Source organism: Lactobacillus sp. ESL0230, from assembly GCF_003692805.1.
GTDB classification, from domain to species: domain Bacteria; phylum Bacillota; class Bacilli; order Lactobacillales; family Lactobacillaceae; genus Lactobacillus; species Lactobacillus bombicola.
Window position 1 is genome coordinate 784,181 of record NZ_REHI01000006.1, and the last position, 26,241, is coordinate 810,421.

The 26,241-nt window shown below is 32.8% G+C and carries 20 protein-coding genes and 3 pseudogenes; 7 read left to right on the top strand and 16 right to left on the bottom strand.

Annotation, left to right across the window (positions count from 1 at the left end):
- Positions 1 to 356: 356 nt before the first annotated feature.
- Positions 357 to 1,337: a hypothetical protein gene (locus tag F5ESL0230_RS05585; RefSeq protein ID WP_158593070.1), complete on the bottom strand. Its 981-nt coding sequence runs from the start codon at positions 1,335 to 1,337 to the stop codon at positions 357 to 359.
- Between the two features lie 447 nt (positions 1,338 to 1,784).
- Between F5ESL0230_RS05585 and F5ESL0230_RS05595 the strand changes: the two genes are divergently transcribed.
- The 3 genes and pseudogenes from F5ESL0230_RS05595 to F5ESL0230_RS08715 form a co-directional block, all read left to right on the top strand.
- Positions 1,785 to 2,435, top strand: a complete 651-nt coding sequence (locus F5ESL0230_RS05595) for a hypothetical protein (protein WP_122021937.1) — start codon at positions 1,785 to 1,787, stop codon at positions 2,433 to 2,435.
- A gap of 194 nt (positions 2,436 to 2,629) precedes the next feature.
- Entirely contained in the window at positions 2,630 to 2,995 is a 366-nt protein-coding gene (locus tag F5ESL0230_RS05600) for a hypothetical protein (RefSeq protein WP_122021938.1), read from the top strand.
- 209 nt (positions 2,996 to 3,204) lie between these two features.
- Positions 3,205 to 3,678 (top strand): annotated as a pseudogene (locus F5ESL0230_RS08715) (IS30 family transposase); the annotation flags it as partial.
- A gap of 51 nt (positions 3,679 to 3,729) precedes the next feature.
- On the opposite strand, the gene F5ESL0230_RS05610 reads toward F5ESL0230_RS08715, so the two are convergent.
- The 4 genes from F5ESL0230_RS05610 to F5ESL0230_RS05625 form a co-directional block, all read right to left on the bottom strand.
- Positions 3,730 to 5,649, bottom strand: a complete 1,920-nt coding sequence (locus F5ESL0230_RS05610; RefSeq protein WP_122021940.1) for an ABC transporter permease — start codon at positions 5,647 to 5,649, stop codon at positions 3,730 to 3,732.
- Between the two features lie 15 nt (positions 5,650 to 5,664).
- Positions 5,665 to 6,408 carry an ABC transporter ATP-binding protein gene (locus tag F5ESL0230_RS05615; RefSeq protein WP_122021941.1) on the bottom strand — a complete coding sequence of 248 codons (744 nt, stop codon included), beginning with the start codon at positions 6,406 to 6,408 and terminating at the stop codon, positions 5,665 to 5,667.
- 4 nt (positions 6,409 to 6,412) lie between these two features.
- The gene (locus tag F5ESL0230_RS05620; protein ID WP_122021942.1) at positions 6,413 to 9,223 is read right to left on the bottom strand and encodes a type 2 lanthipeptide synthetase LanM family protein; all 2,811 of its coding nucleotides are present in this window, start codon (positions 9,221 to 9,223) and stop codon (positions 6,413 to 6,415) included.
- A gap of 96 nt (positions 9,224 to 9,319) precedes the next feature.
- Positions 9,320 to 9,457: a type A2 lanthipeptide gene (locus tag F5ESL0230_RS05625; RefSeq protein WP_122021943.1), complete on the bottom strand. Its 138-nt coding sequence runs from the start codon at positions 9,455 to 9,457 to the stop codon at positions 9,320 to 9,322.
- Positions 9,458 to 9,728: 271 nt separating this feature from the next.
- Here F5ESL0230_RS05625 and F5ESL0230_RS05630 point away from each other — a divergent pair, with 271 nt between their 5' ends.
- From F5ESL0230_RS05630 to F5ESL0230_RS08575, 3 genes and pseudogenes are all read left to right on the top strand, one after another.
- Positions 9,729 to 11,864: a peptidase domain-containing ABC transporter gene (locus F5ESL0230_RS05630; RefSeq protein ID WP_122021944.1), complete on the top strand. Its 2,136-nt coding sequence runs from the start codon at positions 9,729 to 9,731 to the stop codon at positions 11,862 to 11,864.
- A 61-nt stretch (positions 11,865 to 11,925) separates the two neighbouring features.
- The gene (locus F5ESL0230_RS05635) at positions 11,926 to 12,438 is read left to right on the top strand and encodes a Pediocin PA-1 biosynthesis protein pedC (RefSeq protein WP_122021945.1); all 513 of its coding nucleotides are present in this window, start codon (positions 11,926 to 11,928) and stop codon (positions 12,436 to 12,438) included.
- 568 nt (positions 12,439 to 13,006) lie between these two features.
- Positions 13,007 to 13,315: pseudogene (locus F5ESL0230_RS08575) on the top strand (IS3 family transposase); the annotation flags it as partial.
- 130 nt (positions 13,316 to 13,445) lie between these two features.
- Here F5ESL0230_RS08575 and F5ESL0230_RS05645 read toward each other — a convergent pair.
- On the bottom strand, positions 13,446 to 14,054 hold the full coding sequence (locus tag F5ESL0230_RS05645) for a hypothetical protein (RefSeq protein WP_122021947.1): 609 nt from the start codon (positions 14,052 to 14,054) through the stop codon (positions 13,446 to 13,448).
- A 271-nt stretch (positions 14,055 to 14,325) separates the two neighbouring features.
- Here F5ESL0230_RS05645 and F5ESL0230_RS05650 point away from each other — a divergent pair, with 271 nt between their 5' ends.
- Positions 14,326 to 14,601 carry a hypothetical protein gene (locus F5ESL0230_RS05650; RefSeq protein WP_122021948.1) on the top strand — a complete coding sequence of 92 codons (276 nt, stop codon included), beginning with the start codon at positions 14,326 to 14,328 and terminating at the stop codon, positions 14,599 to 14,601.
- Between the two features lie 349 nt (positions 14,602 to 14,950).
- On the opposite strand, the gene F5ESL0230_RS05655 is transcribed toward F5ESL0230_RS05650, so the two are convergent.
- The 10 genes and pseudogenes from F5ESL0230_RS05655 to F5ESL0230_RS05700 all read right to left on the bottom strand — a co-directional run bounded on the left by F5ESL0230_RS05655 (position 14,951) and on the right by F5ESL0230_RS05700 (position 26,044).
- Positions 14,951 to 15,490, bottom strand: a complete 540-nt coding sequence (locus F5ESL0230_RS05655) for a hypothetical protein (protein ID WP_147440874.1) — start codon at positions 15,488 to 15,490, stop codon at positions 14,951 to 14,953.
- A pseudogene (locus F5ESL0230_RS05660) lies at positions 15,480 to 16,079 on the bottom strand (ATP-binding cassette domain-containing protein). The gene F5ESL0230_RS05655 and the pseudogene F5ESL0230_RS05660 overlap by 11 nt, the downstream one beginning before the upstream one ends.
- 12 nt (positions 16,080 to 16,091) lie before the next feature.
- Positions 16,092 to 16,673, bottom strand: a complete 582-nt coding sequence (locus F5ESL0230_RS05665) for a hypothetical protein (RefSeq protein WP_122021950.1) — start codon at positions 16,671 to 16,673, stop codon at positions 16,092 to 16,094.
- Between the two features lie 117 nt (positions 16,674 to 16,790).
- A complete protein-coding gene (locus F5ESL0230_RS05670; protein WP_122021951.1) occupies positions 16,791 to 17,498 on the bottom strand; it encodes a hypothetical protein in 708 nt (235 codons plus the stop codon).
- Between the two features lie 247 nt (positions 17,499 to 17,745).
- Positions 17,746 to 20,928 carry a carbamoyl-phosphate synthase large subunit gene (carB, locus tag F5ESL0230_RS05675; RefSeq protein ID WP_122021952.1) on the bottom strand — a complete coding sequence of 1,061 codons (3,183 nt, stop codon included), beginning with the start codon at positions 20,926 to 20,928 and terminating at the stop codon, positions 17,746 to 17,748.
- Entirely contained in the window at positions 20,921 to 22,006 is a 1,086-nt protein-coding gene (locus F5ESL0230_RS05680) for a carbamoyl phosphate synthase small subunit (RefSeq protein ID WP_122021953.1), read from the bottom strand. Before F5ESL0230_RS05680 ends, carB begins: the two co-directional genes overlap by 8 nt.
- A complete protein-coding gene (locus tag F5ESL0230_RS05685; protein WP_122021954.1) occupies positions 22,007 to 23,281 on the bottom strand; it encodes a dihydroorotase in 1,275 nt (424 codons plus the stop codon).
- Entirely contained in the window at positions 23,281 to 24,237 is a 957-nt protein-coding gene (locus F5ESL0230_RS05690) for an aspartate carbamoyltransferase catalytic subunit (protein WP_122021955.1), read from the bottom strand. Before F5ESL0230_RS05690 ends, F5ESL0230_RS05685 begins: the two co-directional genes overlap by 1 nt.
- 159 nt (positions 24,238 to 24,396) lie before the next feature.
- Positions 24,397 to 24,936, bottom strand: coding sequence for a bifunctional pyr operon transcriptional regulator/uracil phosphoribosyltransferase PyrR (gene pyrR, locus F5ESL0230_RS05695; protein ID WP_118896318.1), 540 nt, complete (start codon positions 24,934 to 24,936; stop codon positions 24,397 to 24,399).
- A 184-nt stretch (positions 24,937 to 25,120) separates the two neighbouring features.
- Complete coding sequence (locus F5ESL0230_RS05700; protein ID WP_122021956.1) at positions 25,121 to 26,044, bottom strand: dihydroorotate dehydrogenase; 924 nt, start codon at positions 26,042 to 26,044, stop codon at positions 25,121 to 25,123.
- Positions 26,045 to 26,241: the final 197 nt, after the last annotated feature.

Sequence of the window (26,241 nt, forward strand, 5' to 3'; positions counted from 1 at the left end):
TAATACATTTAAAAATCTGCATTATTGTAACTCACTCTAACAACAGATTACTTGAGAGTTTAATGACATTTTATTTCTTAGACTCGTAGCTTACAGAGCTGTTTATTTTTCAGTATTTTATCGTCTGTTTGACATTTTTAAATATAGCTCTCTATTATTTGTTTTATTTTTTACCGTATAAATCATCTGGTAATTCTTTTATATTCAGTTTTCAAAATTATTCCATGGAATTAATTTCACTAAAAAGTTTTTCCTCATGTTTTTTAGTAGTTATACTATATTTTTATTATTTATAATTTTTTACTTTAATAGCCAAGAAAAAACATTGATATATACCATATCAATGTTTTTTACAATTACCTAATCTCTTTATTTACATTGTTTTTATCTTCGAGATATCCATCATTCTCAAGTTGCTGAGCAATAATTGTAGATAATGATTCAGCTTCTTCTTTATATGGTAAAACAGCAATATCTAGGTAATCTTTAAGTATCTTACCTACAAGTATGTCCATAGGGATACCATTTTCAGACTCTAATTTTTGTAGAGCCGGTAGCAACCCATCATTATCATCTACTAACCATCCTACCATTACTTTGGTTGCACGAGACTGTAACGTAATAGCACCATTATTTTCTCTCCTGAAATTAATTGGTGAATTAGATGTTAACTCTTTTATATCGCTTTTTAGCTGTTTTAAATCTGGATTATCATACAGTAAGCTATATTCTTTTTGACACTTTTTAGTAAAATTATTAGTAATCTTATATTCAGTTATATTAATTCTCACTGTTTCTGTTATAAGCTCAATATATGGATTTTTATAAGTGCCAGCACACCTAACTGTACAACCTACCTGATTCTTCTTAATTGTATCAATAAGGATGTTTAATGTGTGAAAATAATGAAACTTATTTGCTGAATCCTGCTCATCATTTAAAAAGTCATTTATTTTTATGGTAAAAATTATTGGCTGCTTTTCAGGGTCCCGTCTTATAAAAGGTATACTTTGCCCCTCTTTTGGAAACATTTTGACCTTTGGAACGACTTGAATTGTTCCTTTACGGTATGCAACAATAGGTAATACAGGGCTCCCTTTACGTATATAAAAGCCTACTATAATACCTTTACGCCATGTTTCGTCTTGAACAGAGTCTAATAATGTAACTCTAATGAAGTTATTTGATACTCCCTCTGATTTATCGAAAGTGGGAACTAAACTTGATGTCAACACGTTTAGAGAGATTTTATATTTCAAGAATTCACTTACAAAATCCTCTACTGCTGTTCTTCTAACACCATCACTCTCACTTTTCACAAAAATATTTGGCTCCAAAAAATGAAACCACTCGTTTCTGTCAATTTTCTTGCAAAATTTCTGTAATTCTTTTAAGTGCAGATAATTAGTAGCAGCGATTTGAGATAAAGAAACTAGATTCTTACTTGCTTCTCATTGTCCAAGTACGAAGTGATACAACTGTAATGATATAGTTTTTTCTTTTGAAAAATATTTAATTACGTCATTTACTTCTTTAATTGACACAATATTAGTATATAACGCAATGTTTCGACTTTTCAAACGAGTAAAAACAGGTTGTAATTTTCTGAAATGAACATTTATTTCATCTGCAAGATTTCCTATTGTAACCAATTTTTCATTGTTGTCGGTAGCTGATAAATTATTACTCTTTATATTCATCATTTTTTAGGATATTTGAATTACAGTAATAAATTTTCTCGTGAAAAATATGCTCAACCTGTAATTGCAGGAAGCGAGCACTCAATGGATACGATTTTGCAGATGATTAAATATATTAGACAATCTCAGGAAAATGATATATTTGTTCCCCCATTGATTGTTTACCCTACTAGAAAGCATCCTATATCAGTTATTACACTTAAGTCCTTTAAAAATCAATTTAAATTAGTAACAGATCACTGGCGGATTGATATACCTGTACTATTACAACCATTACAAGCTATTGATAACAATGTTGAATTGCATAAAGAATTGCGTTGGTTAATCAAACACAATGCTACTGGTATTTATAATTATTTTGTTTATGGAGCATTAAATAAAAGTGCTTTGAAACATCATCCTGATTATGGGAATGAATACGTGCAAAATTTAAAATGGACTGTCAATAAACAGTCACGTACATATGAAGAATTACACAAGCTGGCAACTACTATGTCTAAGGACAATTTTTTTGCTCAAATAAAAACTAATGAAGTGCCACTAGCTATATATAAAGCCCTAATCAATCGTTGGGCTAAGGGAGCTTATACTGTGCCTATAATTAATAATCTTCCATATACAAGTGATTATATAGATTACCGTAAAGAAAAATATAATATTTTAGATTATCTATATGCAACGGATGCTGTTGTGCCTGATTCACGAACTTTGTTGCGCATACCTAATAATCGATAACCAGTTATTTTTGTATGTTTTTCCGTTTCTTACGTTATTTCAACCGCCTAATTTATTTTTTGTTTTATTCAAACAAACTTAAGCCATAAAAATTTATTTAAAAAATTATTTTTTATTATAAATAGTTATAATATAACTATTAAGTCCAATAGCATCCACTTTAGGAAATGGCATCTTTACTGCCCAAATAGTACATGCAGATACTATTACAACGGTGCCAACAAAGCATTAATACCATTATCAACAAAGAAGTTTTCAATAATTTGGAAGCAAAGGGTTATAATGTTAAATCTATCTTAAGTGAAAAAGAATATCAAGCAGCTTTAATACAAGATATGTTGCGCCGGGGTGGAACTTATATTAAAACCAATAAACATGGATTCACTCTTTACATAAACAGTGCCCTTACTAAATTGATTATTGCTAGTGGCTCTGTTGCAGTAACTGTTGGATTGGGATTACTCTTAGCTAGTGCAGGTCTTGACAAGCAAGCCATTGATAATGCCAAAATTGTCATCTCTCCTTACTGCTTAAAGATAATTGATTATTTCTATATATAAGTTTAATAAATAGACAATTAGCATTATTGAAGATTCAAAAAAGACCTAACTTTTGTTAGGTCTTTTTTATACTTGTTAATGTAACAAAAACGGCTCCGAAATTACTACAAAGTTTGATTGTAATTTTTTAGGTATTCTAATGCCTTTATTATTTAACAATTTAAGTGTTGACACAGTAGCAAATTCTTTGCCTTTTTCATATCCCATATCAAAACATTCACCAGCGACGTGAGTTTGGCTACTGAGAGTGTTCCCTGGTTTTAGGACATAAAACCAAATATGACCAGGTCTTTTAACCTTATATGAACGCATAACCCGTAAATTCATAATTATCCAGATTAAGGATAAGACAGTTACCAGCGGCATGGCGGCTTGTAAAGCCTTACGCAGCTAATACTAGGAACACTGTAACGAAGTCTTTAAGACCATTCCCACCGATAATGGTTCTGAGTTTGCGAATTTAGCCCAACCCCTACACCCCGTGTGAGCAGTACGGGGGTGAACGCCACAACCGCTTAATTCGGTGCTTCATCCTAAGGGGCAAGTACATCAAGGATTATGACTTAATGCAAATCTACGGCATTGAGGACTAGTGCAATAACCTGCCCTGCAGGATCTTAGCCTACCACACACCCGATGAATTGTATGAAAGAAGATTAGATTGCATCTATCAAATCAAATAGTGTGTTCAACTTGAAATTGCAATTTTCGAGATTAGCTTAATTGAATTTCACTTATATTTTTAGCAAAATTTTAGTCTTATGGTAAGAAAGTAAATAGATGGCCCCATAAGCAATAAAAAATAATAAGCAAGTTACAGCTATTGGTTTTCCAATCATCGTAAAAACACCTAAGAATTTAATAACATCTGCAGCCAAAAATTCAAAACAAAAACCTGCAAAAGCTACTAAACCATTAAGTAGCCCTATGATTACTGGGGGAGCAAAAATCAACAAATTATCGGCTATAGCTATTTTTTGTAATTGCTTTCTACTATAGCCAATGTCGCTTAAGAACTCAAATTCTTCCGTAACATCTACATTTTCCATAAGAATAGTAAAGTAAAGAATACACCCAATGAAGACAAAAAACAAAATAGCGACAAATGTTACCATTAAGAGTGCAGCACTATTGTTCTTTACTGCATCTTTATTAGTTTTATAAGCACTTAAAAACTTAACTTTCAATTTTTTGATTTTTTGATAAAGTTGCTCATTATTCCGTAATTGAGGGCCATTAATTGTGTATACCATCTGACCGGTACTGTGTTGCCTTAACTTCTTATATATCTGATTGCTAATGACTATATAAGCATGCATACCTTGGGCATATGTAGGCCAAAGATGGGTTTCCTTCAATTTGATATTATAATCGCCAACTTTTACTGTACCACGAGTACCTTTAATTGTATAAAGTGTAAAAAGATAGGCTGTTGTTTTTGCTAAATCAATGTTTGATTGCTGGCCATTATCTTGCTGTTCTAATAGCTCTGTATAATCCTGTTTGCTAATAACTCTTACATTATTTGAAGACGCAGTTTTAATTATCGTTATTGGATGATTAGAAACGGTATTAACTATTTTTATTGCCTTAAATTTGCCGCCATATTTTTTAGCTATTTTCTTTACCTTAATAACTTTATCTGGAGTTAACTTTTGATCAATCTCAATAGCTGAAGGAACCGTTTTCATCAATGAGGCATTCTGATAATTCATAAGCATAAAACTTGATGTCGTAAGGGCGATAATAGCCGAGATAATCAGCGATAATACAATTAATAAGTTTGATTTAGTTTTTAACTTGAACAAGGATTCGGGAAGAAAAACAATATTAGTTGGCTTATATAATTGTCGATGATCATTAATTCTATGGTAAATAATATAAGCGAATGTACTCTTGATGATCAATATTGTTCCCAAAATTACCAAGGTTAATGTAACTATCGCCAATGGAGCAAATCCTAATTTGCTCCATAAAGATTGAGTATGCTTAATCAAATTTAATATTAAAAGATATGCTATCACTAAAGAAATTATACCTAAATAGGCTGACAGAGCTCTAGGTCTATCAGATGTCTTTTCACCCGTTTGAGTTAAATTGGAAATATTTAAGATAGACAGATGCTTAATTGTGTAGTGGTTATCAAGAAAAATAACTAATAGCATGAAAAATACGAGTAGCAACGTAATTAAAAATGGTGAGATGATCAGCGGGGTTAAAACAGAAATATTAAGCTTTAAAGCTGTTATCAAAGCTATTTTAATCAGAGTATATAATATAATGCTTGAAACAGCTCCCGATAAAAAAGCAAAGGTAATAATGATTGTATTTTCCATCATTAAAATTGACGCAATTTGATTTTTTGACATGCCCAGCATCGAATAGATTCCCAATTCTTCTGAACGCTGTTTTAAAAAGAAATGGTTAAAATATATAATAAAAAAGACAGTAAACAGGGTAAATAAAACAGATGTAACATACGACATGAATTCTACCTTGCTTGATTCAGATAAGGCATCAGTAATTACTGTGTCTTTAGCAAAGATTTGTAGCGTTCCAAATAACGTTATAATTAAAGAAATAGAGACAAAGTAATTTTTGTATAGTCCAAAAGCATTTTTGATATTATTCTTTGCTATAACTTTGAAATCCATATTTGTTCTCCCTCATCAAGATTCCACCTTTGCTAATTTTCGCGCTAAAAGTTGTTGAAAGGCCTCATTGCTATCTTGTTTAACAATTTGATCGGCAATCTTTCCATCTTTTAGAAAAATAACTTCGCTGGCATAGCTTGCTGCTAGACTATCATGTGTAACCATTAGAATTGAAGTGCCAAATTCACGGTTAACATTTACTAAGTATTTCATAATCAACTTAGCTGATTGTGAATCTAATGCGCCTGTTGGCTCGTCTGCCAACAATAATGCAGGATTTTTAATAATAGCCCTAATTATCGCCACACGTTGTTTCTGTCCACCAGATAAAGCAACTGGATATTTTTCAAGCTGGTCACTTAATTTGAAATACTCAGCTAATTTATTAATCTTTTGGTCAACTTCTTGGTCACTTTTACCAATTAATGACATTGGTACTGCAATATTCTGTCTTACTGTTAGGCTTTTTAATAAACGATAATTCTGAAAAACAAAGCCTAATTTTTCTTTTCGAAAACTGGCAGCCTCTTCGTCAGACAAACCGGAAACATCATGACCATCTATATAAATTTGTCCACTAGACACTGTATCTAATGTTGAAATCATATTTAGTAACGTTGTTTTCCCTGATCCAGAAGCACCCATAATTGCGGTAAATCTGCTCTTTTGTATATTCAAAGACAAATTGTCTATTACATTAGTTTCGCCTTTATTATATTTTTTATAAACTGATTCAATCTTAATAATTTGTTCTTCCATAAACTTACACCTTGTTAAGTTCTAATAATAATATTGAGGGAACTTTCTTTGGATATAGAATTCTCATCAATTCATATGCCATTCCAGATAAACCTGTCATCATACCAAATACTGTTATTTTTTGTGGTATACCTGATACCCAGTCCTTTTTTGAGCAGAGATCAGTTGCTATTTTCCGAGCAATATCAAGACTTTGTAAATTATTATTGGTTAAATAATCTAGTACAAATAAATCTAAATTACCTAGACTTCCATGGCAAAGACAATCGCTACCCCCAATTCCCTTTTCCAGAGTCCCTAATTTTGCCAATTCAGTATCTTGCTTGGTATCAAATACTTTATTTAAAATTATTCTCGACAATCCTATACCAGGTGCACCATGACACCAGTGTACTGGATCAGGGAACCCCTTTTCTATTCTGTTTGCTCTACTTCTCAAGTCTATCCAATTTTTATCTTCAATACCATTATTTTCAATTTGGATTGCCTTCTCAATCATTAAATCAAGATTTGGATTTTTACTAAAATTCCTTGCCTTATATAAAGCGTAAATAATTCCACTAATTCCATGAGACATGCCATTTAAATGATGATCGGGATCTATATCTGACTTCCATGCTTCTTTGTTATCCCAATTTTCAACAATTTTATCTATAATACTATTAATACTCTTGTTCAAATCTAAATCAGGAAAATTATTTTCAAGTTCACATAAAACAGCTAATACTCCTGATGCACCATCTATAAAGTCTAGATTCGTAATACTATCAATATTCTTTTGCAAAGATTTAAGATAAAATATCCCTTTTTTAAAATATTTTTCTTCATGTAATAAAGAATATAAATAAAAGTAAAAATAAATCAGGGATCCTATACCATTAAACATAGAATAGTTTTTAAAATCTTCATCTATTTGTTTTTCAAGTGAATCAATTTCTTTTAAGCATTTGTTTAAAACATCTAAATATTTATTATTATCGGTGAGACTATACGCTACGGCAAATGTTATTCCAATTCCTGTTATTCCATCATATAAAGAAAAATCGCTTGGACCTATAATCCAATTGTTATTTTCTGAAATTTTTATATTTTTCCAATTAATAGTATTTTTATATCTAATGCCATTACTAATAATTCTTTCTAAAATAGCACTTATTTGGTCATTAATCAATTTATTATTATAAGAAATAACTCTTAGTTTATCAACAGTATATCTATCTTTTTTTCCTAAATCCCAATTTTTAATAGGAGTTGCCATGGCTATTTTAATAAGGGCTATTTGTTTTTCAATATCCTTACTTGAAAATCTGCAAATCTTAGTTTTATAGGCATCTATTCCATTAAAAACAGTTGACGAGTATATCTTTTTGTTATTCGAATTATAGACTACTAATCCATTTGATTTTTTATAAAAATATGGTATATCACCATTACGGATATCAGCAACTTCTGACGAAAAAATATTATAAATGGATGTGTTGTTATTATTACCAGACTTTAACAAGTTCAAAAGATGGTTAACATTGATTTCGCTTTGTGAATATTTAGGGCTATTTATAGTATTCAAAATTGCGCTATATGCACTTGTATTTTTGAAAATAATCCGATAAACACCTTTATTAAAATTGTCCCATATATCATGATCCATAAGAAATTTTTTTTTGTTTTTTAAAATAGTAGAAAAGGCATCTTTAAATCCATCTACTATATCTTGTGTATAATTTTTAGGGTTTATTTTTTTGTGTATATCATCTATGTAAGGAATGTTTTTTTCATCACTATTTATGTAGTCAATTTTTCTTAAGAGGATCTTACTAGTAAACAAATTTTCTATTTTGGATAATTTGTGTTTAAATAATTGTCCTCCATGACCAGTTATTCCTGAAATATCTGGAGTATTTTTATCAGAAAACAACAAAGCTGGAAATAGGTTTGTCATTAATACAGACTGCCGCATATCTTTATAAATAATATCTTTAGCAGTTTCTTCTTCAGAACTAGTAATAAAGCTATCTTGCAATATCGTTTCTGCATCAACCAAATATAAATGTCCGTTACTTGTAATAACATTTTCCATATGTAAATCAGATAAATTAAATATATATGAGATTGCTGCTAAAGTTCCAAATTGATAGTAAATTGAATTTATTTTATTTTTATCGGTACTCAAATAATTGATTCCTTGTACCCAGCTATAATTTTTATATACCAAACACTGAGGTACATCAAAAGAATCAATTCCGTAGCTTTGTAGCCACTTACTTATACTTTTAATTGCAACATCTCCATAAGAATTCCTAGGTTTATAAAAAATTGATTTATTTTCAAATTTTATTTCCAGTACAGTGCGATGTCCCCTGTGAGGGTCACCTAAACCTAACAAAATATCTTGAATTTCACCTTTTATTCCAAAATACATATAAACTTTTTTATAGTCCTTTTGCAATCTTTCTAGGAACTCTATATAAAAATTAATAATATTGTGGACAGACTCTCTTACCTCAGTCATTAAAATCGGATATTTCGAAGACAAATTTGTTAATAAATTATGATCTGTAACGAATTCATTATATTGCTCGTTAGAATCTTTAGAAATAAATTCATTATTAATTCTTCTAATGTTGATTTCTACAATTAATACCTTAGATATTCTATGATCTATATACTCTAGTATAGAAGTATTCATTTTTTTCTTGACAAAGTTACTAACATAGCTAGTAATATTAGTAATTTTTTCTTTATCTTCATATTTCAGTATTTCTTGATATAATTTTTTATCTATGTTAGGAAATAATAATTTTACTGAACTAAGCATAAATCAACCTCTACAATAATAATACAAGTGAAAACTTATACAAATTATAATGAAAAGGGGAACAGTTTTAATCTGTTCCCCAAACAATTTAAATGATTAACAACAACCGAACCAAGAAGTTGGGCAGTCTTTTGTAAATGTACATAAATAGCCACAACCAGGTTTCTTTTTCGCACCTGAAATTTCTTCAAGTTCTGATTCTGACAATTCTTCTACAAACTCTTCAGCTTTCATGGTATCACCTCCTTTCAGATAGAAATAGGCAATTACCTGCATTGATAAAAACGCTTACATGAGTATAATAGAACTAGAAATATGATAAGTCAATGGAAATTAGAAATAAATATTATTAAAATCAAGCTTTGTATACGTTTCCACTTCCCTTTGATTTTAACTGACAATTTTATTGGTTTCCGAAAATGAAATATATAATCATCAGCATTTTATATAAGCGCTTACGCAATTGTTATAAAACTTTAATTTAATAAAGGTAGTGATAAATAAAATGAAATATATTGAACAAGCCTCTTATTCAGAATGTGGTCTTTGTTGTCTGGCCATGATATGCTCTAGCTTTGATATGAATGTTTCTATAACATCTCTAAGACAACAATGGGACGTTGGAAAAAACGGGCTTTCATTTATGGATATAAAAAGATTATCAAAAAAATTAAAACTAGAGGCGAAAGGATTTAAAACTAAAGATTTGAGCAAAATCCCTACTCCATTTATTTTGTTTATAAATAATAATCATTTTGTCTGTATAGATAAAGTATCAACTTCAAAAAAAAAGATAACCGTTTATGATCCTGCTCATGGGGTATATAAGCAAGATATAAGCGAATTAAAAGAACCTTTTTTGATATTAAAAATTTATCCATCTAAAGAGTTGCAAAACAAAATTCCTAAATTTGACAATATCAAGAAACTTTTTCATGAATATTATATTACAGTTAGTGGAAATATCGGTTTTATAACTATCCTGGCGATATTATCAATTGTAGTCCAGCTGCTAACCGTATCTATTCCCATATTTTTAAAAAGCGTTATAAATATTTATATAAACAACAAAAAAATAAATATATATATCGTATTAATAATAAGCTTATTAATAATTAGTATATATGGGGTCGCTTTTTTATTAAGATCACGTTTAGCAGTTAAATTACAAGTGATCTTTAATGACAAACTAACAGAAAATTTCGTCAAAAAGTTGTTTTCTTTACCCTATAAATTTTTTTCGATTATGGATTCTTCCGATCTTACACATAGATATAGTGGAAATGCTGTTGTTAGAAGTTTATTTTCAGAAAAATTAATCAATATTTGGTTAGATTTTGGCACTGTCATCTTTTCCTTAATATATATTTTCTTTCAAAACATTTTTATAGGAGAATTTATATTAGGAATGGGCATATTACAAGTAATGATTTCACTTTTTGCTGTTAAGCAAAAGCAATACTTAGTAGGACGGGAAATCTTGGAACAGTCGAATTCATTATCAGATTTTATGGATTCTCTAACTTTGATGCCTTATATTAAATTTAAAAATCTTGAAAAAACTAGTTTTAATAGATGGTATTCAGCCCAAAAAAAATACTCTGATAGTATGACACGTGAAGGGAATTTTACAACTATTTTTTCTACTTTAAATTCCACGATAAACTTTTTAACTCCTTTCATTGCTACTATCCTAGCTTTAACTTTACCAATTGTAGGCAATTTGAATATTGGTAACATATTTGCGATATTTCTTTTATCTTCCTCAGTAATAGCTCCACTATCTCAAGTCATTAATTCTTTTGATGACATATTGTATGCTAATAAATATTTTGAACGTATGATTGAAATTCAATATAATAAGTCAGAAAATGTAACTACGGGGCTTGACTTAAGTGAAAATTCTCGCCTAGATATACAAACAGAAAATGTAAACTTTAAGTATAGTTTCAATGATAGACAAAATATTTTAACTAACATAAATGTTAAAATACCAGAAAAATCTTTTGTTGGAATAACCGGTAAAACAGGTAGTGGAAAATCTACTCTCGGACTAGTTTTAATGGGCCAATTACCTATTTCTTCTGGGGTAATTACCGTGGGTAAAATCAATTTAAAACAGATTAAAAAATCTTCTTTTAGAAAGAAATGTAGCATAGTCACACAGACTCCCATATTTAGTGATGACTCAATTATTAATAATATTACTATGTGGAGACACACAGATATTGATCGAGTACAATTTGTTTGTAAAATAGCCTGCGTTTGGGAGGATATACAATTACTACCAATGGGTTTGGAGACGATTCTTTCTAAAGACAATGATGTTCTATCTGGCGGACAATTACAAAGAATTTCAATAGCTAGAGCCTTATACGATAATCCTAAAATAATCTTATTAGATGAAGCAACTTCGGCTTTAGATGCTAATACCGAAAGCCAGGTTATGCAAAATATAAGCAAATTAAATTGTACTCGAATAATGATTACTCATAGATTGAATACTATTAAAAATGCGGATAACATTATTTTCTTAGAAAATGGCCATATTAGAAACCAAGGAACACAAAAATATTTACTTTCACACGACGGAAAATATAAAAAATTGTATTCTCAATTTTTAAATAGTAATCAAAATTAGGCAAAAAATATTGCATATAAACCGCTTACAATATAAAATAAATTGAAAGGAGATATATATTATGAAGAAAGCAAAAAAAGCAAGTCTAATAGTTATTATTTTATTTTTTATAAGTATTTTTAGGTCTTTTGATTCGGAATTAGTTAAAGCCGCAAATACTAATACTATTGAATATAGCCAACAGGAAGATGAAATACCATCAATTCAGGAATATGAATACAATATTCAAAAAACCGTACCTATTACTCCTATAGAATTAATTTCTAAGACACAAGCTGGTCAAACACTTATTGTTTTCATAGGTTTTAAAGAATGCCCAGCTTGTCGAGCTTTTTCGCCTACATTAAAAAGTTTTTTAGATAATAGTAATAGAAAATTATATTATTTTAACCTTGATATTATTTCAAAAGATGATTTAACTCCAGAATTAAATAATATTATCAAAAACATAATAAAGTTAAAAGGAACCCCAACAATAGCTCTTCTTAAGCACGGAAAGCTAATCCATGAATATTTAGGATCAAATGTGACAGAAGAGCAATTACACACTTTAACCAAATACAAATTGAATTAACTGTATCAAGAGTTCAGATTTACTATAGGAGTTAGAGAATATTCTTTAAATTTAAAGTGTAAATAAGATTAAGCTGAATATACTTAAATTAGTGATGAATCATTTATTCGACGAATTAAGTGACTTATCACTTTTATTTTACTTTAAGATATAAGTGAGGTTAAAGTCAACATGTCTGTACCCTTCTGATACTTTGATGCCCTACATTAAACTAGCATTCTGCTTATAAAATGGAGCTGTACGTAAACTCTAGACAGTTTACTATGTTATTATGCCGTCCGTCTATTGGAGCTTGATGACCAATACAAGCAAGTGTTCACTAAAATGGCTGCTGGGGCATACAGACTGCCTCATCAATAGTTAGACATTAATCTGACTATTAGGAGCACTTTTTTCATGACTAAATATTCGACTGCTTTGAAAATTTAAATTTGCAGTAAATACTTATCTCACCAAACTTCTTTAACTAAACTAGAACGGGATCGCAAACATAGTTTAGTCGCCTTAAAGATTTAAACACGCTTAGCAAGCTTATCCCTCTGAATTCAAGCAAAAACCACCTGAGACAGTCCAGCCTATCCTGCATTCAGACCAGGGCTTTCAATACCGCCATAGTGGCCTATCAGGTCAAACTAAGGCAAATGAAGATTAAGCAAAGCATGTCGCACTAGGACAACTGCCACGATAATGCATCGGCAAAACCATCTTCAACCTGATGAAGCAAGAGAAGCTCAAACGCATTAAAACCAGTTCATTAACAGAAATGCGGACAGTACTGCGCTATTACGTTTACTGGTTCAACCACATCAGAAGATCAAACAAACAAAAATGTACGACTCCGATTAAATATCGGAATCGTACATTGGGCCTTGCATAATGATAAGATATCTACCTTTTTAGCTAGATACATAGTCTATCCAAGAGATGATGATACAGGCTAAAGGATTTAATGCCAGTTAAACATCTGCATCAAGCCCTAGCAAAATATTATTTATATAATAGTTTATTCAATAATATTTAATTGCAAATTTGTTGGCATTTGACTTGTACTCCTTAATTACCTTTGTCATTATTTCATTGTCCAAATATTCATTTGAATTTATTTGGTGAATTTTCGATAATATAGTTTTTATTGATAAATCTTGGTATTCTCTACTATTGTTTGACGGTTTGAAATAATCTATAACTGCCGCAATGGAATCCCAGACCCACCTGTTACTATCTACTGATTTTTCACCACTATCTATTACATTAGTATGTTTTCTTATCTCTTCAACTATATTTGACGGTAGATACTTTGAAAACTCGTCAGGATAAATATGTCCTAATATTTCAACAGACATTGATGTATTGCCAACAAGTATATCCTGCTTGTATGTTGTTAAATATATCTGTTTTGAAGCATATGTAACTTGTTGCGCATTATGATATTGATCTAGAAATATAAATTTTTTTAGAATATCGTCATTTTTAATATGAATCACTTTAGGAGTTGACCATATATTAATATCCTTTGGTATATCAGTAGCTTTAACATTTGTTACAAATAAGTTTAAGAAAACTATCAAACTACATATTTCAATAATCATTTTATTTAAACGAATCTTTTGCTTCATTTTCGATAGCCTTTCTTTTTAATTTACCATTATCAATATATTCTTCACTACCAAATTAGTAACGTTCTATGTTTAATTATAGCACCTTAATGTTGATCAAGATCATAATATTTGAAGCCAAAAGATTTAAACGATATATCCCCTACTACTTAATTTTTCCAGACTAGCTTAATTAAGCTAGTCTGGAAACTATCATATTATAATCAAATATATTCCTATTTGGAAAGACTACCAAGCTAACAATAGAGCTATCTATTCTAGTTGGCAAGGAGTGCGGCATAATTATCATGGTACACAGTATAGGACAATACAAGAAGCTGTTAAAGCTCATGTACAATCAAACGAAGAAACTGCACGGCAATTACAGAGAGAAATACCATTAGTAGATTATAGTTTGACCAAGATCACTAATATCAAAGTTTCTTATTATGATAATTTAAAAAAAGCCAGATTGCAGTATAATCGACAAAAATTAAAAAGTGATGGTATCAAATATATGGAAAGATTAGTTAAACGTAGCAAGAATTATGTCTATAAAAATAATTAGTTTTCCATGTATTTCGATATTTTTATCATCTAAGCCCTAATTTTATGCAAGAAATTTTTGTCTGATATTTTATAAGAAATTGTCAAATTCATTTTTTTACAAGTTTTATATGTAAGATTTAAATAATTATATTACATGTATGAAAGTTGGTATCAAATGGAAAATAAATCTGACGATGAATTACAAAATGTCGAAGATATTAGAAGAAATCGACACCACAAAGATATACGAGCTAGTCATATAATTATCAAAATCTCATCATGGTCTTTGATATTATTCGGATTGTTGCTTACAACTGGTATAGGTATTTTTGTTTATTATGCTAAAGATGCGCCTAAAATAAGTAAAACTAAGATGCAATCTGCCGGTTCTTCAGCACTATATACACGGAATGAAAAATTACTTTTAATACTGGAAGATCCTTAATCCAAAAAAGATATCTATGACCAATCACCAGCATTATTAATGACCAATGATAAAGAGGTATTGTTGTTAAACAAATCCAAATTAATATCATTAGCGCTAAGGTGGTTAAAGAAAGTCCGAGATTACTATTAGTAATGGCAAATGTATGAACTATTAGGTAACCTGCAAGATACGGCCATCCTAACGGGAAGAGCATTTTAAAGAGTGTTAATATTTTGGGTTTACGAATCTCAATCTCGTTCTTAAGCGAATCGACCTCATTTCGAGGCAAAATGATAGAAACATAATCAAAAATCATCACATTAATACAAAGTAGCGCAAACTTAAGTGGCGTACTAATCCAACCAAAACTAAGTTGCCAGAGTTGCTCATCGGGGAGTTCTGACCAACTTTGTCTAGCTAAAAAGATTAAGAATGTACAAATTGCTGTATATAGCAAAAAAATGTATTTCTTATTCATCATTAAGAACTCCGGCTTGCAACTTCAAACGACGATCATAATTAATTTCATCTACTTTATCATGACTTGCCACAATAACTGTCTTATTATTCTGCTTTAGTTGCTTTAATAACGTAACGAATTGATTAATACTATCTTGGTCAATTCCTCTAGTTGGTTCATCTAACAAAATGATATTTTGATTTTCCATGATTGCTTGAATAATACCCACTTTTTGGCGCATACCAACCGAATACTTGGCAATTGCTTGTTTGTCATCAGGATCTAGTTAAAATTCAGTAAGTAACTGTCTCACCTTAATTTCATCATAACGGTGGTTAAGGTGAGCTAAAAATTTCAAATTAGTCAATGCTGATTCATATTCTAAAAATCCCGGATTCTCAATTAGTGCTCCAACTACGTCAGTTGGACTAATTTTCACTGTCCCACTATCTGCCTTTAACAAGCCCGTAATAATTTTAAAAATGGTAGACTTGCCAGAACCGTTAATACCTGAAATATGAATTAACTCGCCTGACATTGCTTTAAATGATACATCTTGTAAAACAACTTTTTTACCAAATGATTTTTTTATTTTTTCGATTTGTAACATAATCTTTCTCCATTAGTAACCGCCATAAATATGGTGCACCGCCCGATACAGTGGATCATATAACGGTCTATATAAAATTAAGAGCTTTTTTTCAATAATAAAATGATATATTAGATCTAAAACTATTACTAAAAATAATAAAAAATAAGGATGACGCAATTGATAGCCACCTACCAAAAGCCAAGACAAAAAAAGCAAGACAAAAACATGTAATAATAAAGTCATGCCTAAGACTGGGCTACCATTTTTAAAAAAAGGATAATTAGTTCCCAAATATGGCACGAATAATCCTAATAAAAATATTAAACAATAAAAGGTAGCTATTCCTAAGAGAATGGCTATTATCTGATTGTCCTTTTTGCGCACACCAACAAATAGCCGAATTTTACGTAGTGCTAAGACCTGTGAGTAAAAGAGGGTTAACATTATTGGTTGCAAGTACAAAGATACCAAATTAGCATTAAGATATATATTCAATAATTCCATAGTACTAGGGTCACTTCTTCTGATAAGAAACTGCCCAGCCCACAAACCAATAAACGTGATCAATAATCCGTTTAAGATAAAACGATAACTAAAGCGCTTAGTCTTCATAATTATCCCCTCTTTGTTTTTTGTTTGTACCATACACTGATTAAAACCGCTGCAATCGTTAAATAGATTAATGCCGCACTAATAAAGGCAAAAATCGACTTAATCGGAGTAGCTTGGCTAACAAAAGTATATTGTCCTGGTGCCACCCAAACTAAATAAAAACCAAACATATGAGAAAGTGCGCCAAATTAGGTCATTCATATTACCTAATGTTGGCAATAAAATCAGAATTAACCCTAAAAGCGGTCCAATTATTGGATAGAAAGCATTTTTGCGGATATAAAGTCCCACGCTAAAAACTAAAATGGCAAAAATGCCCCAGCCAATAGCTGATAGAAAAATGAATAGCAATATTTCTGGCATATCATCTGCTAAAATATTAGCTGACCGAATTGCATGCAAATACACTCGATCATTTGTCTTATACATAAAAGGAAAATAAAACCAATTAATTAAAAACATTTCATATAAATTAGTTGCTAGAGATAAGATAGCGGCTGCTCCAAAAGTATTTTTAAGACTTTGTTTTAAAAAAGCAGCCGAACCAATTCTTTGTTGCACATTAGAAAATATATTATTATTTTTCAAATAAACAAAGAAAGCAGAACCGATAATTGTTAACAAAGACATTTGTAAAATGTCTACTAATATATTAGAGCTTCCTCCTCCAGATTGTAATGCAAAGAAAAGCCCAACTGAAATATTTCCCTTGGCGCTAAGTAGACCACTTGCGCCATGAATACCAAGAAAAACATAGACTGTAATTAGTACAAAATAAAGCATTAAAATAAACACAATAATCTTTTTAGTATTTTTAAGTTTCATCAATTTTTCCTTTACAAAATGGTATGATATCTACACCCCCAGAATTATTTTGAAATTCTTTTTTAAAAAAAGATTTACGTAATCATCTAAATTTCTAATATATTTAACTGTACAATAACGGGTCAATTATGTAAACGCTATTTTTATCAAAAAACCAAAGCAAATAAATTACTGCTTATTATTATCCTTCACTAAAAAATGCTTTAAATATAAACCTTAGCTTAGGAATAATATTTAAAGCATTATTTTAATTTAAACTAGTAGTCAAAAATGAACGATTCTCTAAAGCAATAAGCAGTGCACGCGCTGTATCAAAACTAGTAATTAATGGAATATTCTGATTGATTGCCGCTTGGCGAATAATAAAACCGTCAGAATTCTTGGCCACATCGTGCCCCATCGTATTGATTACTAAATCGATTTTACCATTTTTAAATTCAGTCAAGATATTATCATCAGTTTTTGCATGAATTTTATTTACTACAGTTGCATTTAAATTATGTTGCTTAAGATAGCTAGCGGTGCCACTAGTAGCAAAAATACGATACCCAATCTGGGCAAAACGACTAGCAATTGGCAAAACTTCTTTTTTATCACGATCTTCAATAGTCAATAAAACATTGCCGCTATCTGGAATTTCCATATTAGCACCAGCAAAAGCCTTATATAAAGCCTTAGGAAAACTTAAATCGCTACCCATAACTTCACCAGTTGATTTCATTTCAGGACCTAAATAACTATCGACATCGGTTAACTTACTAAAGGAAAAGACCGGTGCCTTGACACTAATCATCTTGGGTTCAGGTGCTAAACCGTCAGTATAGCCTTGCGCTTGCAAACTTTGCCCCATAATTACTCGAGTTGCCACTTGCGCCATTTCAATCCCTGTAATTTTACTTAAAAATGGGACTGTTCGACTGGCACGTGGATTAACTTCAATAATATAAATTTCACCATTGCGCTCAATCAACTGCAGATTCATAATCCCATGACAGTTAAGTTTTAAGGCTAATTTTTTAGTTACTTCAGCAATTTTTTGTTTAATCTCAGGTGAAAAAGTTTGGGCTGGATAGACCGCCATCGAGTCACCTGAATGTACGCCTGCATGTTCAATATGTTCCATAATACCTGGAATTAGCACGTTTTGACCATCACAAATTGCATCAACATCACATTCACGCCCATCAAGATAATCATCAACTAAAATTGGATGACTAGCAGCAATATCAACATGGTTTTGCAAATAATCCGTTAATTCTGCAGGAGTATAAACAATTTCCATTGCTTTACCCCCCAGAACATAACTCGGCCGTACTAATACTGGATAGCCTAACTGCTCTGCTGCTTGTATCACACCTTCATGAGTAGTTGCTGTAATTCCTTGTGGCTGCTTTAACTGCAGTTCTTTAACTGCTTGATCAAACAACTCACGATCTTCTGCGCGATTTAAATTAGCAACACTAGTTCCTAATATCTTAATACCATTTTTTTCAAGTCCTGCAGCTAAATTAATTGCCGTTTGTCCACCAAACTGAATAATTACCCCTTCCGGTTGTTCTAAATCGCAAACATTTAGCACATCTTCTAAGGTTAATGGCTCAAAGTATAATTTATCTGAAATCGAAAAATCAGTTGAAACCGTTTCCGGATTAGAATTAATAACAATTGCTTCGTAACCCATCTTTTGCAAGGCTTTAACACAGTGAACGGTGGCATAATCGAATTCAACCCCTTGACCGATTCTAATTGGTCCCGAGCCAACCACTAAAGCTGATTTTCGAGTAGTTGTTTGACTTTCATTTTCGGTATCATAAGTTGAATAAAAGTATGGCGTTTGCGAAGCAAACTCTGCCGCACAAGTATCAACCATCTTATAAACCGGAACAATCCCCTTTGCTTTACGCAATTGACGAATGCTGCTTTCATCTTCTTGCCAAAGATTAGCAATTGTCTGATCACTAAAACCGTATTTTTTGGCTAACTTGAGAGTTGCAATCTCTTTAGGATGAGCCTGAATGGTTTGTTCTAATTCAACAAGATGCTTTACAATGTCTAAAAAGTAAAAATTAATCTTAGTTAATTCATGTAGATCAGAAATAGAATAATTTCGGCGAAAGGCCTCTGCTAAATAAAAAAGGCGATCATCCTGTACCTTGACTAATTTTTGTTCTAATTCTTCATCACTTGCTTGATGCGCTTGTGGCGCAAAAAAGTCTTTTTGATCAATTTCTAAAGAACGCACAGCTTTTTGAAAGGCTTCTTCACCAGTACGTCCAATTGCCATGACTTCACCTGTCGCCTTCATTTGGGTACCTAAGGTCCGATCAGCCTTAGTAAATTTGTCAAATGGCCACCGTGGAATCTTGCAAACCACATAATCAAGAGCTGGTTCAAATTCAGCATAAGTTGTCCCCGTTACTGGATTTTTGATTTCATCTAGTGTCATCCCAATTGCTATCTTTGCTGCCATTTTGGCAATGGGATAACCCGTTGCTTTCGATGCCAAGGCAGACGAGCGTGAAACTCGTGGATTAACTTCAATCACATCATACGCAAAGCTGTTTGGGTCTAGAGCCAGTTGAACGTTACAGCCACCTTCAATTTTCAAAGCTCTAATCAGCCGTAATGCGCAATCACGTAGTAATTGATATTCCTTATCTGATAGAGTTTGAGCAGGTGAAAAAACAATTGAATCGCCAGTATGAATTCCTACTGGATCAAAATTTTCCATACAACAAACAATCATGGCATGGTCATCGTGATCACGCATAACTTCAAATTCAATTTCCTTATAACCAGCGATTGAGCGTTCAATCAAACATTCGCCTACTGGCGATAATTCTAGACCATTTTTAGCAACTTGGGCTAATTCAGTTGGATCATTACAGATGCCACCACCTGTTCCCCCCATTGTAAAAGCCGGTCGTACAATAATCGGATAACCACATTTTTCACCAAAAGCTAAAGCAGCTTCAACGGTTTTAACACTCTCTGATGCTGGAACAGGTTCACCTAACTTTTGACAAAGCTCTTTAAATTGTTCCCGATCTTCTGCCTGCTCAATTGACTCTAATTTAGTTCCCAACAATTCAATGTTCAATTCAGCTAAAATACCACTTTTTGCTAGCGAAAGTGCCATATTTAACCCCACTTGCCCACCAAGTGTTGGCAAAATTGCATCAGGATATTCCCGCCGGATGATACGCGAAATAGCTGTGACAGTTAGTGGTTCTAAATAAACTTTATCTGCAATAGTTGTATCCGTCATAATCGTTGCCGGATTGGAATTAACTAAAATAACTTCATATCCTTCTTCGCGCAAGGCCAAACACGCTTGCGTACCTGAATAATCGAATTCCGCGGCTTGACCAATAATAATCGGGCCTGACCCAATAACCATAATTTTGTGAATATCTGTTCTTTTAGGCATGAAGTTCGTTTTCCTTTCTTTGATCAATCATTTGCATAAAATAATCAAAAATTCCTTCTTCGTCATGGGGACCTGGAGTTGCATCAGGATGAAACTGTACTGAAAAGGCAGGATATTTTTTATGTTGTAACCCTTCAATTGTACCGTCATTAATCTCAACATGGGTCACTAACAATTGACTTGCATCGATTGAACTTGCTTTAACTGCGTAACCATGATTTTGCGAAGTAAAACCAATATTTCCTGTAGCAATTTCGCGGACCGGATGGTTAAAACCCCGATGACCAAATCTCATCTTATAAGTTTTAGCCCCATTGGCTAGAGCAAAAATCTGATGTCCGAGGCAAATACCCATTAAAGGAATTTGCTGCTCAACTTGCTGAACCATTTTTATCGCATCTTGCATTTCCAGTGGATCACCCGGTCCATTGGAAAGCAAAACTCCATCGGGATGAAGGGCTAAAATTTTTTCAGCAGAAGTTGTGTAAGGTACTACAATACAATTACAGTCACGTTTACTAAGTTCACGTAAAATACTATTTTTCAAGCCAAAGTCAACCACTACAATATTACGCTTAGAGCCTGGAACTGGATAAGACTTTGTCGTAGCCACCCGCTTTACTACCCCGGCAGTCACATTAGTCGCACGTAGCTTAGCTATGACTTTGGCAGCATCCTTTTGACTATTGCAAATTTGACCTTTCATCGTCCCAAATTGGCGTAATTTTTTGACCAACATACGAGTATCAATTCCTTGAATTCCCGGAATATCAAGTTGCTCTAAAAAATGCGGTAGCGTAGTTTGCATGCGCCAATTATCGGGATAACGCGCTAACTGATGGCAAATTACCCCTTTAATGCCAGGCTCAAGCGATTCATAATCAGCCAAGGTAATACCATAATTACCAATTAGCGGATTAGTAAAAACCAAAATTTGGTCAGCATATGATTGATCAGTAATTGCTTCTTGGTAACCTGTCATCCCTGTAGTAAACACAACCTCACCCTGTGTCTCACAATTACTACCAAAACCTTCACCTGCATAGATACTGCCATCTTCTAAAATTAAGTATTTCATTTAATTGCCTTTCTTTTGGTAAACTATCTGACCATTAACCATGGTTAGTTCAGTTTGTCCATAAACTGTTTGTCCAGTAAATGGTGTATTTTTCCCTTTAGATTGGTAGTTGGTTTCATTAATTACACTAGCATTTTTTAAATCAAAAATTGCTAAGTCAGCTGGTTGATTTAGACCAATACGGCCAGTATTTTTTAGTTCAAAAGCTTGAGCAGGTTTTAGAGTAAGCCAATTGAGTAATTGCTCAAGCGTAAAAATATTAGTTCTAACAAAATGTGTATATAACTGACTAAAGACCGTCTCGCTACCTGTAATGCCAAAAGCTGCTTTAGCAAAGCCCCCACTTTTATCTTGTTTTGTATGCGGTGCATGATCTGTAGCGATTAGATCTATCGTACCGTCTAATAAACCGCCAATCAAAGCTGCTTGATCTTCTGGTCTACGTAACGGCGGATTCATTTTATAATTGCCATTGTTACTCATAATATCTTGTTCATTTAAAAGTAAATGGTGTGGCGTAACTTCACAAGTAACATGAATCCCTTGCTTTTTGGCCCAACGAACTAGTTCTACACTAGTTGCCGTTGATACATGACAAAGATGATAATGAACTCCTGTTTTTTGCGCTAGTAATAAATCACGCGCAATCTGTGTTGTTTCCGCCAATTCAGTAATTGGACGCAAACTCCAAGCCTTGGCTTTTTCACCTTCATTAATTACACCTAGATTGAACAAACTATCATCTTGAGCATGCTCAGCAATAATCAAATCATTAGCTTTAGCTTTTTGCATTGCAAGATACATTGTTTGGGCATCTTGCACGCCGTGCCCATCATTACTTAGAGCAAAGCAGCCAGCTTTTTTAAGTGCGGCATAATCAGGAAGTACGTCAGTTGTTTCGTTGACGGTAATTGGGCCATATTGCAAAATATGAACTACTCCGTTTGCTTTATTATTAGTGACCATTTGTGTCATTAAATCAGCATCATTAGGTACAGGAACAACATTAGGCATTGCCCCAACAGTGGTGAAACCACCGTGAGCTGCAGCTAAAGAACCAGTTTGAACATTTTCTTTTGCAGTTTGGCCCGGATCACGATAATGAACATGAAGATCAATTAACCCTGGACTAACTAATTTGTCTGTAGCATCTATTACCTGATCTGCGGTTAAATTATGGCCAATAGTTGAGATTAAACCATGATTGATTAATAAATCGCCTTGCTCTAAGTGACCATTAACAAAAATCGTACCATTTTTAATGACAAGCGCCATTATTCTAGCCCTCCTAGTTTGCGTCCGCGCATCACCGCTTCAAGCATCGCCATACGCATGAAAACTCCATTTTGCATCTGCCGATAAAACATACTTTTAGGTGCTTCAACTAATTCATCAGCTAGTTCAACCCCACGATTAATTGGACCGGGATGCATAATAATGGTTTGCTCTTTTAGGTCAGCGTAACGACGCTGGTTAATTCCATAATCTTCATGATATTTTTTTGCATCAAATTTTTGTTCATTTGGATCACCTTCGTGGCGTTCATGTTGCACCCGCAAGAGCATCATCACGTCAACTTGGTTCACTAATTGATCAAGCTCTTGATATTCACCATATTGATCAAATTCACTATCATACCAATAACTTGGACCCGAAAAGTAAACCTGCGCCCCCAAACGTGTTAATAGTTCCATATCACTTTTTGCAACGCGGGAATTGCTAATATCACCTACGATTGCCACTTTTAAGTCTTTAAAATGACCAAAATGCTCATGAATAGTCATCATATCAAGCATACATTGTGATGGGTGCTGACCGCTACCATCTCCACCATTAATTACTCCAATTTGCAAGTGATGCTCGTTATCTGGGTGAATCAATTCTTGATAATATTCATTTTGCGGATGGCGAATAACTTCTAAATCAACTCCTAGCGCAGCCATAGTCAAGGAAGTATCATAGAGGGTTTCACCTTTCTTAGTTGAACTATGTTCTGAATCAAATGGAATTACGGTTAAGCCTAATTTGCGCTCCGCCATTTCGAAACTTGTTCTTGTTCGACTAGAATTTTCTAAAAAAATATTTGTTGCATATACCGGTTGGCTTAATTTTGGCGTAGCGCCACCATTTTTAAAATATTCTGCCCGTTCAATAAGAGCTAAAACTTCAGCTGTTGATAGATTTTCTACATTAACAAAGTGTGATAGAGTGACAAAATTTTTAGTTTCCATAATTTAGACGCTTTCTTAAAAAAATAAACCTGAAGCTAATTTATGCTTCAGGTTTAGCAAAAGGGTTTTAAGCTGGCTAAATTTCAGTATACAAGCAGCTAAAAACTCAAACCCTTCTGACCCTCTCTGAAGTCAATTAAATGGTTGAATTATAATAATTTATGACAGTGGTTTTAACTCTACACTATCTTTATGATCAATTTCTTCCACATTTACTGCAACTTGTTCATGGGAAGACGTCGGGATATTTTTACCGACAAAATCTGCTCGAATAGGCAATTCACGGTGCCCGCGATCAACTAGTACGGCCACCGCAATTGAACTTGGACGACCCAAATCCATAATCGCATCCATGGCTGAGCGAATAGTACGACCAGTAAAAATAACATCGTCAACTAAAACAACATTTTTATTGGTAACATCAACATCGATTGCAGTTGAATTGACAACTGGCTCTTGTGGTAAAGATGCATCATGGCGATCATCACGATAAAGTGTAATATCCAACTGACCTAGAGGAACATCGACTCCTTCTAATTTTTGAATTCGCTCATGAATTCGTTGAGCTAAATAAACTCCCCGAGTCTTAATACCAACTAATACTAAATTTTCAGTCCCTTTATTGTGCTCAATTATTTCATAAGTAATTCGCGTTAAAGCCCGTTTCATCGTTAACGCATCCCAAATTTCTTTTGCCATGTTTTCTCCTATCTATTTTGCCTTAAAAAAGCACCTAATCTACCTTGAGACTAGGTGCTTACTAGAAAGTTAATACTTAATTAAGCTTGCCTTGTTAGCCTCACGGGACTAATTTTAAGGACGATATATATTTATAATATACGTGCGAAAATTTAGATTGTCAACCAAAAGCAAGAGTGAGCTTTTAGTTAAATTTTACCTGACCAACCAAATCATTGATATCACTAACGCCCAAATCATCAAGTACTCGAGGAAGAGCTTGAATAATCTCGGGACAAACTAACGGATTATGAAAATGAGCGCTACCAACTTCAACCGCATTTGCCCCAGCTAGCATAAACTCAACTACATCACTAGCTGTTTCAATGCCCCCCATACCAATAATTGGCAACTGCGTAGCCACTCGAACTTGATGTATCAAATAAAGGGCAATAGGCTTAATGCCACGACCAGAATAACCGCCAATATTATTCCCAAGTAATGGTTTGCGCGAAGCAATATCAATGCGCATGCCCATAACTGTATTGATAAGAACTAATCCATCTGCGCCACCATCTTCGGCAGCACGAGCAATTTCCTGAATATTAGTCACATTCGGTGTTAATTTAATATAAATTGGTAACTCAACTTTTTGTTTAATAGCTGAGGTTATCCGCGCTACCATTTTAGGATGAACACCAAAAGTCATTCCTCCTTGGGCAACATTAGGACAAGATAGATTTATTTCTAAAGCATCAACTAAGCGAGCTTGACTTAGTTGATTGGCCACCGTTAAATAACCCGCTTCATCTTCAGCTCCAACACTAGCAATAATTGGTAAATTTGGATAGAGTTTCTTTAGCGCTACTAATTTTTCATTAATTACTTGCTCTACGCCTGGATTAGTTAAACCAACCGAATTTAAAACTCCATCATCTAAAACCGCAATTTGTGGTTGCGGATTACCTACACGCTTGTTAGGTGTTGTCGTTTTAATTACCAGTGCCCCTAACTTGTTTAAATCATATTTTTGGGCAGCAGCTACGTCGCCAAAACCAAAGGTCCCACTTGCTGGCATAACTGGGTTTTTTAATTTGAGACCGGGTAATTTAACATTAAGATTGACCATATTTTCCTCCAAAATGAATGCTCTCTGTCATTACAATTATTTCGGGGCTTATTTTACACCTTTTTTTGATTTTTACTAGCTAAAAATCTGTTGTATTTTGTCCAATAAGGTGGTAAGCTCGGTATTAGTAAACTTTAAACGGTACAGTGAGACCGCAAGTTCAACATGACTTAATTACTATAAAAGTCTATTTTGAT